The sequence below is a fragment of the Myroides sp. TSA_177.3 genome, from assembly GCF_052691955.1.
The window spans coordinates 123,059-141,933 of record NZ_JBQZGD010000002.1; the positions used below are offsets into that span (position 1 = coordinate 123,059).

Annotated in this window: 14 protein-coding genes; 3 read left to right on the plus strand and 11 right to left on the minus strand. The window is 38.1% G+C overall.

Annotation, left to right across the window (positions count from 1 at the left end; all coding sequences use genetic code 11):
- From kdpA to ACUTSE_RS02680, 9 genes are all read right to left on the minus strand, one after another.
- Window positions 1-1,695 carry a potassium-transporting ATPase subunit KdpA gene (kdpA, locus tag ACUTSE_RS02640; RefSeq protein WP_445639121.1) on the minus strand — a complete coding sequence of 565 codons (1,695 nt, stop codon included), beginning with the start codon at window positions 1,693-1,695 and terminating at the stop codon, window positions 1-3.
- Window positions 1,696-1,809: 114 nt separating this feature from the next.
- The gene (gene kdpF, locus ACUTSE_RS02645) at window positions 1,810-1,887 is read right to left on the minus strand and encodes a K(+)-transporting ATPase subunit F (protein ID WP_081474131.1); all 78 of its coding nucleotides are present in this window, start codon (window positions 1,885-1,887) and stop codon (window positions 1,810-1,812) included.
- Between the two features lie 437 nt (window positions 1,888-2,324).
- Window positions 2,325-3,674 carry a sigma-54-dependent transcriptional regulator gene (locus tag ACUTSE_RS02650; RefSeq protein WP_445639122.1) on the minus strand — a complete coding sequence of 450 codons (1,350 nt, stop codon included), beginning with the start codon at window positions 3,672-3,674 and terminating at the stop codon, window positions 2,325-2,327.
- 240 nt (window positions 3,675-3,914) lie between these two features.
- Window positions 3,915-5,261 (minus strand): alkaline phosphatase family protein, encoded by a 1,347-nt coding sequence (locus tag ACUTSE_RS02655; protein WP_445639123.1) that lies wholly within the window; start codon window positions 5,259-5,261, stop codon window positions 3,915-3,917.
- A 10-nt stretch (window positions 5,262-5,271) separates the two neighbouring features.
- Window positions 5,272-6,690, minus strand: coding sequence for a tetratricopeptide repeat protein (locus tag ACUTSE_RS02660; protein WP_445639124.1), 1,419 nt, complete (start codon window positions 6,688-6,690; stop codon window positions 5,272-5,274).
- A 10-nt stretch (window positions 6,691-6,700) separates the two neighbouring features.
- Window positions 6,701-9,853 carry a TonB-dependent receptor domain-containing protein gene (locus ACUTSE_RS02665; protein WP_002985369.1) on the minus strand — a complete coding sequence of 1,051 codons (3,153 nt, stop codon included), beginning with the start codon at window positions 9,851-9,853 and terminating at the stop codon, window positions 6,701-6,703.
- 8 nt (window positions 9,854-9,861) lie between these two features.
- On the minus strand, window positions 9,862-10,458 hold the full coding sequence (locus ACUTSE_RS02670; protein WP_002985370.1) for a sigma-70 family RNA polymerase sigma factor: 597 nt from the start codon (window positions 10,456-10,458) through the stop codon (window positions 9,862-9,864).
- The gene (locus ACUTSE_RS02675; protein WP_445639125.1) at window positions 10,424-11,398 is read right to left on the minus strand and encodes a FecR family protein; all 975 of its coding nucleotides are present in this window, start codon (window positions 11,396-11,398) and stop codon (window positions 10,424-10,426) included. The genes ACUTSE_RS02670 and ACUTSE_RS02675 overlap by 35 nt, the downstream gene beginning before the upstream one ends.
- Before the next feature lie 324 nt (window positions 11,399-11,722).
- Complete coding sequence (locus ACUTSE_RS02680; protein WP_445639126.1) at window positions 11,723-12,661, minus strand: helix-turn-helix domain-containing protein; 939 nt, start codon at window positions 12,659-12,661, stop codon at window positions 11,723-11,725.
- 262 nt (window positions 12,662-12,923) lie between these two features.
- Between ACUTSE_RS02680 and ACUTSE_RS02685 the strand changes: the two genes are divergently transcribed.
- The 3 genes from ACUTSE_RS02685 (at window position 12,924) to ACUTSE_RS02695 (ending at window position 15,028) form a co-directional block, all read left to right on the plus strand.
- On the plus strand, window positions 12,924-13,379 hold the full coding sequence (locus ACUTSE_RS02685; protein WP_445639127.1) for an META domain-containing protein: 456 nt from the start codon (window positions 12,924-12,926) through the stop codon (window positions 13,377-13,379).
- Window positions 13,380-13,989: 610 nt separating this feature from the next.
- Window positions 13,990-14,559: a Crp/Fnr family transcriptional regulator gene (locus tag ACUTSE_RS02690; RefSeq protein ID WP_445639128.1), complete on the plus strand. Its 570-nt coding sequence runs from the start codon at window positions 13,990-13,992 to the stop codon at window positions 14,557-14,559.
- A 58-nt stretch (window positions 14,560-14,617) separates the two neighbouring features.
- Window positions 14,618-15,028, plus strand: coding sequence for a VOC family protein (locus tag ACUTSE_RS02695; RefSeq protein WP_060874189.1), 411 nt, complete (start codon window positions 14,618-14,620; stop codon window positions 15,026-15,028).
- Between the two features lie 164 nt (window positions 15,029-15,192).
- Here ACUTSE_RS02695 and ACUTSE_RS02700 read toward each other — a convergent pair whose 3' ends face one another.
- Together ACUTSE_RS02700 and ACUTSE_RS02705 are read right to left on the minus strand one after the other, a co-directional pair.
- Window positions 15,193-17,496 (minus strand): tail fiber domain-containing protein, encoded by a 2,304-nt coding sequence (locus ACUTSE_RS02700; protein ID WP_445639129.1) that lies wholly within the window; start codon window positions 17,494-17,496, stop codon window positions 15,193-15,195.
- Between the two features lie 184 nt (window positions 17,497-17,680).
- The gene (locus ACUTSE_RS02705; RefSeq protein ID WP_445639130.1) at window positions 17,681-18,874 is read right to left on the minus strand and encodes a hypothetical protein; all 1,194 of its coding nucleotides are present in this window, start codon (window positions 18,872-18,874) and stop codon (window positions 17,681-17,683) included.
- Between the last annotated feature and the right edge of the window lies 1 nt (window position 18,875).

An 18,875-nucleotide genomic window follows, 5' to 3' on the forward strand; every position in this document is an offset into this window, starting at 1 on the left:
TTATAAACTTAGTATTGTAAAGTAATCTGCAATAGGGCCTAATGTTAACACGGGGAAGAAAGCCAGCGCTGCTACAATTAAAATAACAGTGAATACAATCATTCCGAATGTTGTTGTATCTGTGGCTAACGTTCCTGCACTTTCTAGTACATAGCGTTTTTGTGCTAAGAAACCTGCTAAAGCTACTGGTCCAATGATGGGTAAGAAACGCCCCAACAGCAATATAATTCCCGTAGAGAAGTTCCACCAAGGCGTATTGTCTCCTAATCCTTCAAATCCACTTCCATTGTTTGCGGCTGAGGACGTATATTCATAGAGTATTTCGCTAAATCCATGGAAGGAAGGGTTGTTTAAGGTATCCTTTGTAAATTCGGGGAAAGCCGCACCTAAAGCGGTACTACTCAAAATTAAGAAAGGGTGTATTAAAGCGATAACCATCGCAATTTTCATTTCTTTTGCTTCAATCTTTTTACCAAATAGCTCTGGCGTTCTACCGACCATTAATCCACTGATAAATACTGCTAATACGATGAAAACAAAGAAATTCAAGATGCCGACACCTACCCCGCCATAGAAGGCGTTAATCATCATGGCGAGCAATTGATTCATTCCGGATAACGGCATGGTACTATCATGCATTGAGTTGACAGATCCCGTCGAGATTACTGTTGTTACAATGCTCCAAAACCCCGAAGCTGCAGCACCGATTCGCACTTCTTTTCCCTCCATTGCTCCTAGGCTATTGTCAATTCCCATAGCTGTAATATTAGGATTACCATTGGCTTCCATTACTACGTTTGGAATCGCCAAACACAAAAACCCCAGAGTCATTACCCCAAACATCATCCAAGAAAATCGCTTGCGTTTGATGTAATAACCAAAAGCAAAGATCATGGCTAAGGGAATAATCAACTGTGCAATCATCTCCACCATATTGGTCAAGTAAGTCGGATTTTCAAAAGGGTGTGCTGAATTTGTTCCGAAGAAACCGCCTCCATTTGTTCCCAGGTGTTTGATAGCGATGAATGCAGCTGCAGGACCGCGAGATACTTCTACTTGCTGTCCTTCTAAGGTAGTGATGGTATCTTTCCCTTCAAACGTCATAGGAGTACCTTGAAAGATCAAGATAGCGGCTACAATCACACTCAAAGGCAATAAAATACGCGTAATTGACTTCACAAAGTACACATAAAAATTCCCCAACAAAGTGGTGGTTTTATTTCTAAATGCTTCAAATAAAGCTACTGCTGCTGCCATACCTGTGGCAGCGCTCACAAATTGCAAAAACATCAACGCCAATTGAGCCAAATACGTTACTCCAGTTTCTCCTGCATAGTGTTGTAAGTTACAGTTGACGAGGAAAGAGATGGCGGTATTAAATGCTAAATCAGGCGACATACTCGGATTGTGGTCTAGGTTGAGGGGTAATGATCCTTGTGTCAGTAGCAAAATAAAAGCTACGACAAACCACACGGCATTCAGCGTCAATAAAGCGACTAAATGCTGTTTCCAAGTCATGCCTTCTTCTAGTTTAATTCGGCTGCTCTTATAGAAGAAATGCTCTAAAGGCGACATAATTGTATCTAAAAAGGTTGGCTGTCCCGCATAAACCTTTGCTATATATTTCCCTAAGGGAATGGAAATTCCAATGGCCACTAAAAAGGTGACAAGGATTCCGATTATTTCTGTATTCATTTTAATTAATCAATTAATAATAAAATCTGATGAATGAGGTATACTATGCCATATACCATCGTAAAGATTAGTAGGGTTAGACCTACTTCTTTCACAGTCTCTTTCAAGCTGTCTTTAAAACTTTTCGGGCTTGAGTAGGACATAGCACAAATAAGCAAATACTGCCAACGCAATAAGGAACAATAAAATCATGGGTCTAATAAATTATAGATTATCAAAAAATTGAATGGCTTTGTAAAACAAGACAAAGCACACAACGCCTAAAAGGATACACGCTAAAATGGTCATGGGTTTGTTTTTAAGTTAGAGTAAACTTGTGATTGATTGCGTGAAGTGCGCATTCTGTGTTGTGTAGTCGCTTTGGGCTACGCCTGCTTTGTACTGCATATTGTGCTTTCATGATGTATTATTTTGCCTAGGTATAAGCGAATGCCATACCAGCTTTTACACCAACAACACAACTACATACAAATCAATATCTTATAAAAAAGCACAACAACCAGCATCAAAAAAACCCTATCGTTCTGATAGGGTTTGTGTCGTTCAACCCTATCAAAACGATAGGGTGAAGTTGAGGTGTAAACGAAAAAAGCCCCCGTATTGGGAGCTTTTCTAGTATTATTTCAATCTTACATCAAGTTGTATTCTGTCATTTTACGGTATAAGGTTGTTAGGGCAATTCCCAACAATTCTGCTGTTTTGGTTTTATTGCCCTTGGTGTGTTGCAATACTTTTTGAATATGGAGTTTTTCTACCGTAGCCAAATCTAAAGCAGCAAGGCCTTCCCCTTCCGTTTGGGATTTTTGTTGCACCTCATAAGGCAAGTCATCCAGTTGTAGGGCCGTATGCGTACACAGAATAACAGCGCGCTCCATAGCGTTGCGCAATTCTCTAATATTACCGGGCCAGGTATACCGTTTCATTGCTTCTAAGGCTTCGTTGGAGATGGTTTGCACCGTACTGTGCTGTGCTGCTGCAAATTGCTTGCAAAAACGCATCGCTAGCAAGGGAATATCTTCTACGCGTTCCCTTAAAGCAGGTAGGTTAATCTCAAATACAGAAATACGATAGTACAAATCTTCTCTAAAGTTTCCTTCTTTTATTTCTTTTTCCAAGTCTCTATTGGTAGCCGCAATGATGCGTACCTCTACCTTTGTTGGTTTTGTCTCTCCAATTTTTAAAAACTCTCCCGTTTCTACCACGCGAAGTAGTTTTGCTTGAAGCTCAATGGGCATCTCACCTATTTCATCGAGGAAGATTGTTCCTTGATGTGCTTCTTCAAATAGTCCCTTTTGATCTTTTGTAGCGTTGGTAAAGGATCCTGCTTTATGTCCAAATAGTTCACTTTCCAATAAATCTTTACTAAACGCGGAGCAGTTAATAGCAACAAAATTATGGGTTGCTCTTGTACTTGCTTGATGTACCCCCTGGGCAAACACCTCTTTTCCTGTTCCTGTTTCTCCTGTCAACAATACCGTTGCATTCGTAGGAGCTACGCGCTTCGCCAAATGAATCGCCCCCATAAAAGCTTGAGATTTGCCAATTACTTGATCAAATCCTGTGGCTTCTTCAATACAATCTACTTTATTTTGCTCCAAACTGCGATTGACAGCTACTCGCTCTAAGGCGCGATACAACAAGGGAAGTATCTTATTGTTATCATCCCCTTTGGTGATATAATCAAAAGCTCCATTCTTCATTGCTTGTACCCCATCTGGAATATTGCCATAAGCAGTCAATAAGATAATCTCCACCGTTGGATGCGTTACCTTCACTTGTTCGACAAAAGCAACGCCATTCCCATCGGGTAACTTCACATCGCATAATACCACATCAATTGGCAGTTGGGCCAATTTCTTAGCAGCAACTTTTAGATTTTCTGCTTGGTGAACCTCAAATCCCTCTAACTCAATAATTCGAGATAATAACTTGCGCAATTTCTCTTCATCATCGACCACTAAAATTTTCTGTAGTGCCATTTGCTTTGTTTAATAAGAATAGGCTAAAGGTATAAAATAAATGATGGAATTATTTTCCCCTTTCCACGAATCTATCGTCAATTCTTTTTCTCACATCTTCCTCACTCTTCCCTTATTTCTTTCTTGCTTATTCCTCGCTTATTCCTCAAGTTCGAACTATCCTATAAGTGGATATACAAGTAGCCTAAAATAAAAAAAGAGTGAAGATTACTACTCCACTCTTTTCCAGTTAAAATACAATTACTTCCCTTCTTTTTTTGATTCATTTTTTTTTGATTCAAAAAGAGGCAGGTACATGCCTTCCGCTTCTTCCATTTCAAATTGCAACACCTTGCTAATCAGTACAGGAATATCTTCTAAATTCAGTTCATCAATTACTAATCCCGCTTTCAGGCCTGGGCCATACGCGACAAAACCGGTGTAAATCTCATGAAAATTAGGATAGTATCCGTGTTTTCCACCTTTACTTGGGGTAACGATTTCTCCCGTTGATTGATTCGAAAACGCATAGCCTAATTTTCCTGATAAGGCCAACTTCGCTTTTGTTTCTCCTCCTCTAGCGCGAATCAGAGATTCATCAATACGTTCAAACATCGCTTGATAGCGTTCTGGCAGTTTGCGAATGAGTTGACTTACCTCTTCTACAATCTTTTGGTCCTTTGGGTTTTTCACTTGCAATACAGCACTTCCTCCTGTTGAAAAGAAAAAAGCACGATCCAATAGTCCCGCTTCTTTGAGCCAGATATTGGGTGCAATACTAAAATCTGTGGAAACAAATCCGTGATCTCCTGTTACAAGTAAAAGCGTTTCCTTCTCTAATCCGGCCTGAACCACTGCATCCCAAATATTTCCTATTGCTTTATCCGCACCAGCAATTGCACGAGCTACTTCTTCTCCTTCTCTACCTTCACTGTGTTGTGCACCATCTGTATTTGGCAAATGTAGCGTTAGCAAATTGGGTTTATACGTTTTGATGAGGTAAGCAGCACTACGCCCTAGGTTTTCATCCATTGCGAGACTACTTAAATTCAACTGATTGTAGTGAATTTGCCCCAATGCTTGCGTCATCACCTCATCAAACAACCCTTTCGGTGTGGCGTATAATTTGGTTGGCGTAATGCGATCCATTGGGCGTTCAAAATCCCATATTTCTGGTAAATTGTAATCAATAAACGTATTGTGTAACGTAATTGGCCAAGAAACCGAAGCCGTAATCAATCCCTTTGCTTTTGCTTTTTCCCAAATTGTAGGTACTTTAATGTCTTTACTATCGTAAATCCATTCCCCAGGTTGACCATTTTCGCCTACGGTTGTATTGTAGTATACCCCATGCTTATGCGGGAGCGTTCCTGTTGACAAGGTTGTATGGGAAGGATAGGTAACAGAAGGAAAAATAGTACGCACCCCATTCGCCGATACTCCTTTTTTTGCCATTTGTTTTAAATTGGGCGTTCCCCATTGTTCTTCTTGGTAAAATTCAGGACGGAATCCATCAATACTCACTAAGATGACGTGTTTGATGTCCTGTGCCCAGCTGGTACATACCCATACACAACTCAAGCCTATACTTAAAATTACTTTTCTCATTGTTCACTTATTATTTAAATAAAGGCATGATGTATGGGCTATTCTTATGCGTAACCAATACCTTATTCATGTCGTATTTCATCGTTACAGTTCCCGTTGTTGCATCGGTTGTAAAATCATCCATCCCAGCCTTTGCCGGAATAAAATCAGGAATTAACGCTTTGGTATATTCCGCAGAAACATGGGCATTGTTTCCCGCTTCAATTTGCGAAATAGGAAATTTGATTCCCAAATCAGCCAAACGACGTCCCTCGCTGATGAAGATTTCTTGGCGCAACAAATAAATCGTATACAACAACTCATCTGCGGTAGTGATTGATTCAATATCGGCTTTTGTTACCTTGGTTCCCGATACTTTACTCACCAGTACTTTTCCTTTTTGACGATCCAGTACATATCCTTCTTTTTCTGGTGCGTTTGCATCAAAGCGAACCTTTACTTCTTTCAACGGATAATCTGGGCGGATTCCTCCATTTCTCGTTTCTCTTTTGTCATCCACTAATTCCGTTGGTCGAGAAGCAACCAAGTCCAAAAGCTGGTATAACTGGTATTTACTTCCTGCTATATCTTGTGTTGCTAAAGCAATTTCAGCTAATATTAAATATCCTTCTTCACCTTTAGCCAGTGCTAGTGATTTCTGATCATTTTGTGGGGTTCCCACCGAGAAAAACTTCGGATCAAGGTAGTCTAAACGAGGCAATGGAGCTAAGCGATTCGGCAAGGCATCATAGGTTGCATTTTGCATTTCATTTGGCACGCTGTTTTTACCGTCAAACTGAATGTTGTACAGTAAGTTTGGCGTAGCGATAGCCATCTCTGCATATTGTTTAGCTTGTGCTTTATTGCCCAAGCGGTAATTGGCACGTGCAATAAACAAGGCATAGGCATTTTTACTGTCTGCTTTGGTTTCTAATTCATACGCCTTTGTAAAATTTTCAACGGCTTTTTTCAACATGTCTTGGGCTGTAATAACAGGGCCTAAGTTCGATTCAGGTAACCCCAGAAATAGCTCTCCCCCTAATAGATTGGCATATCCCTTACAGAAATTCATATAGGCAATATCCGTTTCGGTCAAGGTTGGATCTTTTGGTAAAACAACTTCCAATCCATAAGTAGCCATTTCGCGCAACGCTTGGATACTCGCTTGCAAATTATTGACGTCAGGATCAAAATAATCAATTTGAGGTTGATCAAATACTTTCGAATATTGGGTGTAATTATTGAAGTAATTGTCAGAGGTGATTTCGGCATTAATGACAATAATATTAGTGGTTAAAGCCATTTGTTTTTGCAACCCAATCACCCAGCTATGTCCTGCATTGGGTTTATTCAGGTAGTTGTCTTCCGTTACATAAGGGTTATCCACACAACTTACCGTTGTTAGAGCTAGAGTAAAAACAACACTTAAAGCGATACTTATTTTTTTCATGATGGTCGACTTAGAAATTAATTTTAATAGATCCTAAAAACTGTCTTGGTGCAGAGTACGTTGCATAGGCAATTCCTCCTGTTGATGCCCCGCCTTGTCCTTGAGCAGCGCCACTGATGGTCGCTTCAGGATCAAAAGATGAAGCAGTAAAATTGAATGGATTCGCAACAGTAAATCCAAAGGTGATGGATTGATATAAACTCGGATTTGCTGGTCTTAAATAGTAGGATAATCCGATGGTTCTAATTTTGAGGTAATCTGTTTTTTCTACAAAGCGATTGGTTAAGTTCAACCAATTGGTTCTTCCGTTTTTATCGATTTCTTCTTTTGGTACAAAATCATCCGATGCTCCGTAATTGTATCTAAACTGGGCATCCCAATTGGCAGCATATCCTCCAGTTTGGTAATTGGCATTTGCAAATAAACTCCAGTTTTTATAGCGTAAATTCAAACCGATATTACCAAATACTTCTGGAATTGTACTTCCTAAATACGCTTGTGGAATAGTTTCTTTTAACGTTCCGTCCTCTCCTATTACTCCATAGTTTCCACGGATAAATCCAACGGGTCTTCCTTCTTCCACTACTGTTTGTAATGTTCTAGAACTGAATCCATTGATATTAAAAGCAGGTGCTCCACCTGTACTTAATACTTTGTTTTTTAAGGTATTGACAGATCCTGTAAGCGAAACATTCCAGTCTTGTGATTGCACAACTTCCAACGCAAAGTTCATCTCAAAACCTTTGTTCTCAATTTCTCCTATGTTGTACAATTGGCTTTTCGTATATCCACTAGAAGGGGCTGGTGGTACATAAAACAAGGCATCTTTGGTTTTAGAGTAATAGTACCCCACAGATAAGGTCAAGCGGTTGTTCCAAAATGAAGCGTCAATTCCCGTTTCCCATGTATGTGTTTTCTCTGGGCGTAAGTCATCATTACCTGGTTGGCTAAAACGCGTTGCTTGTTCACCAAGGTATCCATCAAAAGCAACTGTTTTTTCATTGGCGTAAGCAGGAGGTAAATTACCTGCTACCCCATAACTCCCTCTCAATCGCAAGGTATTCACCAGTGGATTGGCAAACCAACTTTCTTGCGACATCATGTACGATACCCCTACTTTAGGATAGTATTGTACCCCAATATTCTTTCCGAATGAAGGGTTACGGTCCCCACGTACCCCCACATCCAAAAACAACTTATCTTTATATCCTACGTTTTCCGAAAGATAAAATCCATAGTTCAATACTTCACTGATGTATTCATCACTGGTGCGAATAGCAGCTTCTGAGATTGAATAGGCTCCATCTCGGATATTGCGCCCTTCAATCAACGTCTGATTATCCGAATTTCTAAACAATTGTCCTCCTACGGTTGTAATGAAAGAGAAATCTCCAACATTAATATTGTGCTGTCCGTTGAACTCTACGGTCAATCCTAAATATTTACGCTGTATTTTCTGAATACTTCCCTGATCTTTAATCAATTGCCCTTTCGTGGCTGTCAAGTACTCATTGGTTTCTATATTCTCTTGATCTTGAATACGATAATCTAATCCTCCTACTAATTTAAAGGATAGGTTCTCCAAAGGATTGTACTTGAATTGTTGCGAAGTTGTAAATCGATTCACTGTAATGTTGTTGTCTTGTAATCGCTCTGCATTATTCACAAACTCTTTCATCACGGCAAATTCCTCATCCGTCAGTTCGTTTAGGCGATTTTTAAAACCCGGTCCTGTAATTTTAGAAGCTCCATCTTCCGCAAACCACAATCCCGTATATCCCCCTTGGTTTCCGTTTCGGTTTCGTTTATAGGCATTGTGAACATACATGAATGAACTTTCATAGGTTACATCTTCTGAAAGCTTAGCATGAAATCCTGAGCTTAAATCAAATTTTTGATTTTCATTTTGCTTGTGTATTTGTACCCCTGATGAGTTTTGGTAGCTTGTTGAGAAATTATAACCAAAACCACTATCTGATTCTCCATTGAGGTTTAAGCGATATTTTTGATAAAATCCATTTTCAAACAACAAGTCTTTTGTGCGATCAAAATACAAGAAATCTGTCGTTGGTGTTTCCACTCCCATTTCTGTAAATACATTGACATAAGTTCCTGGCATTCCTCTCTTTTTGGTAAAGATTTGGATTACCCCATTGGCTGCATCAGATCCGTATAATGTTGTGGCTGCTCCTCCATTGATAAACTCAATCTTTTCGATGTTATCCATGGGAATATCTGCAATCGAACTCATCGAAGCTCCTTGTGCACTTCCACCAAGAGAAGCACGAGTATTGTTGTTATCCAAGCGTACTCCATCCACATAAATAATGGGCGTACTACTTAAAAAAGCCGAGTTCACACCACGAGAGCGAATCAATGAAGTAGATCCCGCTTGCCCTCCTGTTAGGTTGATTTGTGCATTGGGAAGTTTCGTTGCTAATAATTGATCTACTCGTTGTGCTGGGATTTTTTCTAACTCACTCGCTTTGATTACGGTTACATTATTGGCTAAACGCTTTTTCTGTACATCGGCTCCTTGTCCCGTCACAACAATTTCACTTAACATTTGATTGTCTTCTTCCAACTTCACTAAAATATTCAGGTTGTTTTTCGAAAAGCTCAAATCTTTGGTTTTATAACCCATAAAGGAGAAAGAAAGCGTAATGGGCGCTTTGGTTACTGTCAGCGTAAACTGTCCATCTAGATCGGTTACTGCAATGAATTCATTGTCTTTATCGCGTACATTGGCGCCAATAATAGGCAGTCCATCTTGATCGACTACTTTTCCTTTGAATTCAAGAATGCGCTCTTGTACTTGTGTATTGGGTTTCACAAGAATTTGATTACCTTGGGCCTGAAAGGATACATTGGCCTTAGCAGCAATATGGTGAAGTAACGTTTCTAACGAATCGTATTCTGTTGTAAATTCATAGCTTTTACTGACCGGAATATCGGCAGCAATATAAACAAAGTGTTGCTGGGTTTGCGCTTCTACCTGCTCAAATACTTGTTTGAGTGTTGCTTGATTTTGGGTTAATTTTAATTTAGACGTTTTCTTTACTTGCCCCTGTAATTGCTCGTTTGGGACGGCAGATAAAGAGGAGGCTTGTGTTGCTATACTAGCTAAAGTTAAGGTGGCTAGCAAGACGCTTTTTTTCATCATGGTGTAGGTTATTTAGTTTTATTTGTTTGGGTTAATGCTAGGGCGATCGTCTTCAGAGCAATGTGCATATGGCTTTCAATTGTCTTAACAGATAGATCTAAAATGTCTGCAATCTGTTGGTATTTCAGTCCGTCAATTCGACTCATCTCAAAGATGCGTCTTGATTTCGGCGGAATCTTATCTATAATATGCAAGAGTGCTTGTCGCAAGTCGGCCTCTTGTTCAGACTGTATGATATCGTCTTCAATGGTGGAGACATAATGCTTGTGTTCTACGGTTTCAAATTCCAAGTCTAGCATTGTTTTTCTGGTGATTTTCTTCTGTTGAAACAACATATTCTTGGTCATCGTAAAAACATAAACCTTGGGATTTTCAATCTTACTTAACTCTTCTTTCTTCTGCCAGATATAGTAAAAAACATCCGATACTTTTTCTTCAACGAGGTACAGGTCTTTTTCATAACTCAAGGCAAAACGGCATAAATACTGGTAATACTTGACATAAAACCGTTCAAAAGCGAGTCTATTTCCCTGGGCTATTTCTTGAAACAACACCAGATCATCTTCTGGCTTAGGGCTGCTTTTTTGATAGAGGATATTGGGCATAAGGTTCGATTAAATAGTTGGTATTATTTAAGGTGATGGTGCAGTTGGCCACAAAAGCGAGTGCTTGTATGAATTCATCTAGGGTTACTTGATCAAATACGCCTGTGATTCGCTTTTGTGCAAAAACAGGATCTTGAATCACAAAAGTGACCCCGTAAAATTGATTGATTTGAGTTAAAGCTTGTGCTAAAGGAGTATTGTCAAAGATGAGCTTTTCATTGCGCCAACTCATTTGTTGTTCTGCGTTGGTTTTGAATCGCTTAACTTCCCCTAAGTTTGTATTCCATACTAATTGCTCATTGGGTTTGAGGTATAGTTGTTCGCCGTTGCCTAATTTGGCCAATACTTTTCCTGAAAGCAAGGCTACTCGTTTTTCTTGTCCGAGGGTATTGACGCTAAATTGAGTCCCCACTACTTCAATTTCTAAATCTTCGTGTTTGACGAGGAATTTCTTGTTTACATTTTTGACTACATCAAAAAAGGCTTCCCCTTCTAGCCAAGCTAAACGCATAGAATCATTTTGTGTGTATTGCAAACGCGCTTGTCCATTAAGCACAACAACGCTCCCATCTTCTAAGGTTACTTGTTTACGCACCCCTGGTAAATTAGTGTAGATACGGTATTCGGAATGCGCTGGATTCACAGTAGGTTGAACCAGCAAATACGTCATCATAAAACTGCCGATCAGCACCAAAATCGTACAGGCCACTCGGATATACCAAGTGTTCACCTGTTTTTTTCTTTTTGATTGCTGCTTGGCTTCTTGCCAGATTTCATTATTGGTAGGATAAGCTTTCCACAACAAACAGTACGTTTCATAGGTGCTTTTTAGCTCTTCATCAAAAAGCAAATCTATTTCGAAAGTAATTCGTTCTTCTTCAGTATGTTCTCTAGTGAGATACTGAATACATCGGCGCTTATTTAATTCTTGTTCACTCAAAACTAATCAGACGTTTGGTTTAGTAAAGGAGTGAAATAATTGATTTTACACCTAGAATTTAAGGTTATTGAATTGTTAGGGAATCATTACGATTATTTGGATAATGAAAAGGTAGATGAACGTAGAATGAACATAGGATGAACCCAGTATTAAAAAAAGAATATACAAGGTGAATGGCGCCTTTTTCATCTCTTGTAGTACGGAAAGAAGAAGTGTACGTTTAAAAATAAGGCGTCATTTTTTAAATTTTTAAAAACGAAATTTGGAAGAATTGCCTGTGCGTATTCCTGCGAAAATGTCCCTTAGCTTTACAGCATATCGAAACTAATTTTTGAAATTATGCTTAAACTTGATGGGCGTTATTCCCGTTTGTTTTTTAAAAAATACCGTTAAGTGATTGGGTTCTTTAAATCCTAAAAAAATGGAGATCTCATTAACTGTTATGTTCTTATAGAGTAGGCAGCGCTTGATTTCCATCACAATTCGCTCGCAAATCCAATCATAAGGCGTTCTGTTTTCTACGTGTTTAAAAGCATATTGGATGGTTCTAACATTTAAATTGAGCTCAGCAGCATAGTCTTTTACACTCATGCTCTTGTCCAATTTTTTATTCACTAAGGCTTTAAATGTGGATACAATGTATCTTTCATTGCAGATTGTCAGTTTTTCTAACTCCGTCTGGTCGATGCATTCTTCCAGAAGTAACAGAATATTAAAGAGGTAATTATTGAGAACTTGTCGCTTTTTTAAATAATTCTTTTTATCTAACTCACTTCGAATCAAATCAAACAGTATCACTAATTCATCGAAATGTTCGCTCACATCCAAAAGTGCCAAGCGCTCCGCTAACGTAAAAAGATTTGTGCTATAAAAAAATTGAAAATGAAGTTCATCAATACAGAAAAAATCTTCCGTAAATATGAGCACTTTAGCCTCATAGTCTACGGGTTTGATAAATTGCCCCATTTGATTTTTAGCAATTACTAACGCATGTTTTGCATGAATTGCTATGGGATTAAAATCGACCGTATAGGTTCCCGCTCCTTGTACATACAATTGAATACAAAAGAAGTTTAATTTATGTGGGCTAAAAATAGTATCTGTTCGCTCTTCTATTAATTCATGAAGATTCCTACAATTAATATATAAACTAGTATTCGCACTATGGTGAAATTCTTCTACTATTAATTTATCCATATTCAAAACCTCTAATTGTCTCTTACCTAATCTATTAAAACAAGCAGCTGATGAAGCGCTATTCATCCATTCGGATTATAAATTACAAAACTACAACAATCACACACAAACAATAGTAATAATACAAAACAATTAGCATAATAAAAAGAATAGTATAACAAAATTTTAAATATAGACAGAAAAACCCTCCCTACCCTCATTTATAATATGTAATAAAAATTCGCATATATACATTGTTTGGCTAGGTGTTTTTTTATGAATTTTGCAGTCAAAATAACACATATAATTCTTAAATAATCTCAATTATATGTACATTAGTAAAAAAAATATGAAAAAAATCACTTTAATTGTTGCTTTAGCAATCGCTACTGTGTCTTGTAACAGTAAAAAAGAAACAGCTACACCACAAGATCAAACTGCAACAGAACAAGTTGCTGCTACCCATGCTGCACTTGTAGGAACGGTGTGGAAATTAACGGAAGTAAACAACCAGGCTATCACATTAGATAAAGATTTTCCTAAGGAGCCTCAATTGACGTTTAATCCAGATCACAGTGTAAATGGAAATTTGGGATGTAATGGTTTTGGAGCGAGCTATGAGAGTAAGGATAATACACTTACTATTAGCCAAATAGCTTCTACACAAATGGCATGTCCAAACCTTGAAATCGAACAAAAGTTTATTGAAGTACTAACTAATAGTACCTCTTTTGAAATTAAAGCAACTACTTTACTACTTAAAAATGCAAAGGGTGAAGTACTTGCAACACTAAAGGCAGAATAATTGTTCTCGCTTTTACTAGAATACTAAACAGACTGGGTGATTTTTCTGTGAACACAAAAAATCACCCTTCTTTTTTCCACAATCTACACCCAGCGTTTTCCTTCCTATACCTATCCATAACATCCCTTAGGAATGCAAAAAGCACTCTTTAAAAAAAGAGCGCCTTTTGAGCTACTTGTTTGCTGTTTGATTGTACATCTAACAGCAGGAATAAAAATAATTGTTTGTTGTTTTCTTTTTTGTTGCTATAGAGCCAGCGTGTTTTTAAGATTTTTTGCTAATACTGAAAACGAAATTTCACTAGTAGTAGTCCCCACTATTTATCTAATACTGAATGTGTCTTTATTCTTTCAAAAAAGGATTCAAACAAGTAAATAAATAATTTATTTACTTACTTGTTCTCATTAACAAAGATAATTAGGTCTTTTATTATTTTTCCTATATATCCACGAATAAAAGGTATAAAACAATACTATAATGAATCGTTGAATAACGATTTGAATCACCTCTATACATCAGGAAATTGAACTTATTTTAAAAAAGAGAAAGCAAACGCTTGATTACTAAAATAAATAAAAGACATTTGTTTCTATCTAATAAAAACAACCCCATGCTTAAGGTTTTAACTTTCATTCGTTCACTAACTCCCTTTACTACTGAAGACTGGGAATTACTTCAACCTGCATTAAGTAAAAAGGTATTTAAGAAAAATGAATTCTTATTAAAAGAAGAAGAAGTATGTAATTCTTTATTTTATATTGAAAGTGGTTCATGCAAAAGCTATTATGAAATTGATGGGGAAATTAAAAACACCTTCTTTTACTTTGAAGATGAAATAGCAACCAACCTCAGTAGTTTCGGCTCAGGTCAAAAATCAAATTTTAATATTATTGCTACTGAGCCCTTAACCGCAATCATTTTTGATAAAGAAAAATTGTTTGACATTGCCAAACATTCCTTAGCCATTGAAGCACTAGGAAGATGTTGTATTCGTTTGTATGCCATCAAGCAAGAAGAATTATCTACTGTTTTCCAATTGTATTCCCCTGAAGAGCGATTAGCTTACTTAGAAAGGACCAAACCCGAGCTTTTAAAACGAGTCCCTCTTTCTCAACTTGCTTCTTTTTTAGGTGTAAAAAGAGAAACATTAAGTCGTATAAGAAAACGCAGAATTATGTGACATTAGTCACAGGTATATCTACTTTCTATGGTATTATTTTGTTGAAAAATGATTCAACATGCAGAAACTAAAAAAAATTGACTCACAAACCAATGTACTGACTTGGTTTGAAATTCCAGTTACAGATCTTGATCGAGCACAACAATTCTATGAAACCATTTTAGCTATAGACATGATCAAACAAGGGGATGGAGCTAATGAAGGTGTTTTCTTTCCTTTTAATCCAACCGTTGTCCAAGCTACGTCTGGAAGAGTAACGGGTGTATTAGCAAAATCCACTACACTACCTTCACAACACGGAACAATTGTCTACCTCAATGCGAGCCCAAGTATTCAACTTGTACTCGATAAGGTAGAAGCTGCTGGAGGTCAAATTATAGAGCCCAAACAGCTATTTGGTCCTGTAGGCTATATCGCGATGATTTTAGATAGTGAAGGGAATAAAATAGGTTTACATGCGGAAGAATAAAAGATGATCCCTATCTTTTAGAAGTAAAAATAGCGCTAAAGTTAAAATACTTTAGCGCTATTTTTATGCCTACTGTAAACAATGCAAATTTACATTCTCCTCCTCTTTTTTTTAAGAATAGTCTCACTCCTTACAACAAAATCACTCCATGTAAGACTAAAGAATCAGGGTTGTGTTTCTAAAGCTTCCAATCGTCTCGTTAATTCTTTATTTTCTTCCGAGAGCTCTTGAATGGCTTTAATCATGGGGGCTATTAACTCACTGTATCGCAGGAGTAAGAGTTGCTCGGAGCTTCCTTCAGATTCGATGAGTGCAGCATTAGTATACCCTATTGTGTCTAAAGTTCCTTGTACCTCTTGTGCGATGACTCCCCATTCTTTTTTCCCCGTTGTAAGGGTGGATCGGGTATATTCTACAGGTTTTAATTGTTCGATGAAATTCAACCCTAAATCTAAGGGTTTACTTTCGCGCATGGATCGAGCATCAGCAATACTCGCAAAAGGAACTTGACCGTAAATAGTGGTAATTTCGTTATTTCCCAAGCGAATAACATTGGAACGGTATACTTTAGCCTGACTTCCGATTGCTGTAGTATTGTGTATAATTCCAAAGCCATTTTCTACACCTGACAAATACCCAACTGCGGTATTAAACTTCCCAGAAATATTTTGATTCAATGCGTGAAACCCCACCGCTGTATTTTGGCTCCCTTCGCTATTTCCACTTAAAGCACTTCGACCTACTGCCACATTCTCTCCTCCAATGCGGTTGGAAATCATCGCCTGAAAACCAAGAGCTGCATTGTCATTACCCGTCATATTGGATCTCAACACTTCTGAACCAACAGCGGTATTGTTTTGCCCTTTGTTGTTTATACTTAAACTATTTGCTCCAACGGCAGTATTATCATGCCCCGTCACTAGCCCAGCATCATTGTTTCCAGATAAAGCACCATACCCAATAGCGGTATTCCATCGCCCTATATAACTTCCCTTAGGTGTTCCCTTATACGTATTGACTCCAAAAGAGGTGTTATAGGTACTAGTTGAACTCAATAATCCTGCTCTTATATTGCCTCTTTTAAATACGACATCCTGATTGTCCACTGTACCCATGAAATCCTGTTCTGCATCAGTATCCGAATTTCCTCTCGTTCCCCATCCTTGTTGTTCTGAACGAAAAGGAACCCAATGAAGTCCATCGAAATAATAGTATCCTGCCGAAACAGAAAGTGCCCCTTTCTCTACTTGTGCGGTATTGTAAATCAATAATCCTTGAGCAGGTGTTTTTATCGTCACTTGATCATCCGTTCCTTTTAGTGCAATTCGAGGAGGTAAAAACCCGCGATTTGTACTTTTCAAATCTAAAACAGCAGACACATCTGGTTGAGCTGTATTGACCCCAATCCTTGCCGTATTGCCTCTATTGATATCTACTCCATAAATACTATTTCCGATGTTCAGTTGATTATCTCCTGTTGGGTCACTAGCTACCGTTTGAGCACCGAGAAAAATATTTTGATTTCCCGTAGTTAAATTAAGTCCAGCATCGTTTCCTACCGCCACATTAGCATCTCCTTGATTGGCTGCTGATGGCTTTAGTTGATACAAAGCTCCTTTTCCTAAAACGACATTGTAGTTTCCGTGTTGATTGTTGTACATCGCTTCTGCTCCTACTACAGTATTGTAGTTGCCATAATAATTATTAAATCCGGCATAACTGCCCAACATGGTATTGTGTCCGCCTGCGAATCCATTATAATAGGCATTATGCCCCATGGTAGTATTCATTCGGCCATTTCTCGAATTTTGAGCCGCACCATTTCCTACAGCTGTATTCGCATCACCTGAAGAAAGATTCGATAATGCATTATTACCAATAGCCGTATTATAAGACGTTAGGTTTTGGCTTAAAGTTCCATTTCCAACCGCGGTATTGAATGAACCGGTTGTATTTTTAGTCAGGGTAGAAAATCCAAGGCCAACATTATATCTCCCTGTTGTTAAAGCCGTAAGCGCCTCACGCCCCAAGGCCATATTTTCAGATGCCAGAAACCCCATGTTGACTTTATTTCGCTTAAAAACAAGATCCGCATCATCTAGCGTACCTATAAATTGATTACTAGCATTAATACCCCAATTACCTTGTGTACTCCACGTATTTCCCGTATCTCCAATTCTAACCCATGTCGCACCTGAAAAATAGTAATATCCTGGGGTGACAGCTTCTTGCCCATTCGTTGTTGTTGCTATATTGTAAATGAACAAGCCCGATGCAGGTTTTGCAATGGTTATAGTATCTTTTATTCCTTTTAAGGCAATTCTCGGTGGTAAAAAACCTTTATCAGTAGCCGTAATGTCCAACGCAGCAGATAAATCTGGCATAGGGGTGTTAATCCCGATTTGAGCATAGCTACTAATGAGAAATAGATACGCTAAAAATTGAACTATGTATTGTATTTTTCTCATAACTTCTTTTCTACTATTTAGTATGCAAAGTTGATTAAGTCTGTGTTTTTCAGCCTAAAAAAAGATAAAAATAGAAGGTCATTTCGTAAAAAAAAACATTTATCTTTTGGCTTTTCGTACCATTAGCAGAAGCATCAAACCAAACTGATTTGATGCTTCTTGAAAAAGGAAAAAAGGGAATGAATTAATAATATTGTTCGGCTAAAATAGCATATACGCCTCCTCCATTACCCGCGTGATAAAAGGTTACTTTATACAGTGTTTTATGCGCTACATCACCAACATAGTAGGTAAATACTCCAGTAACATCTCCAGCTCCCATACTAGTACCCATGAATTTAAAGTCATTTCTACTAGATAAAGTAACTTCTCTCGTATAAAAACTAACTCCAGAACCACCCTGTCCTTGGCGTTTATCAACACCTATTTGATACGTTTCTCCCATGGAAACAGAATTAACTAAGGCAATTTGTGGCCCCCACCCACTTGTACTACTGCTACTCGTATTGTATCGAAATTGAAATCGACCAATAGTCAGTACTTGATTAAGATTGGGCTGAGAACCTGTATAAACTAATTTTTCCGTTTTAAAACCCGAATTTCCAGAAGGCGATTCACCTACTAATGCCACACAATGTTGTTCACCAAAAACCAGACTAAAAACTGCTCTACCTGTTTCTCCTCCATCATTGTTGGGTGTTCCGACTACTTTATATGTTAGTTTTCCATTCCCCATATTCAATTGACCTGATTCTAAAGTAGCCACTAGCCCTCCATTTCCGAAAGAACTCAAGGGGCTACCTTCTTCATATTTAGCTCCATTTCCTCCTGAGTAAGGGATAGTTAAGTAACCTACATAGGGTACACCCGACTTCAATACAGCAGGTGATAGCACTGCCTCATTACAATGCAAAGTAGTCACTTTAGGTTGTGCTAAAACGTCATTGGCTAGGGTTTTCCACTGTTGTCCATCCCAATACACGAAACCTTCATATTGTAGTCCAGTGGTTACTTTTTTATTGTATACCATCAACCCTTTTTCTGGATCTTTTACTGTCACAATATCTGTAGCATTTTGCAAAGTTACTTTGGGAATTAAAATCCCTTTTTTATCCGATTTTAATTCTAAAATAGCAGATGCATGGGGTTCGATCGTTCCTACTCCCACACTTCCAGATTCCAATACTATAAAATCATCAGATTGTTGTAAAATTGTTGGTTTGTCGTGTAATGGATTTGTTGTTTCTACGCTAGAGGCTCCATCAATATGAAACACTCCATAAGGTTTCTTGGTGTTAATCCCCGTTTGTGCAAACAACGCAGTTGATACTCCTAAGAGGAGTACAACTAACGGTATAGTGCAATATTTCGTTTTCATT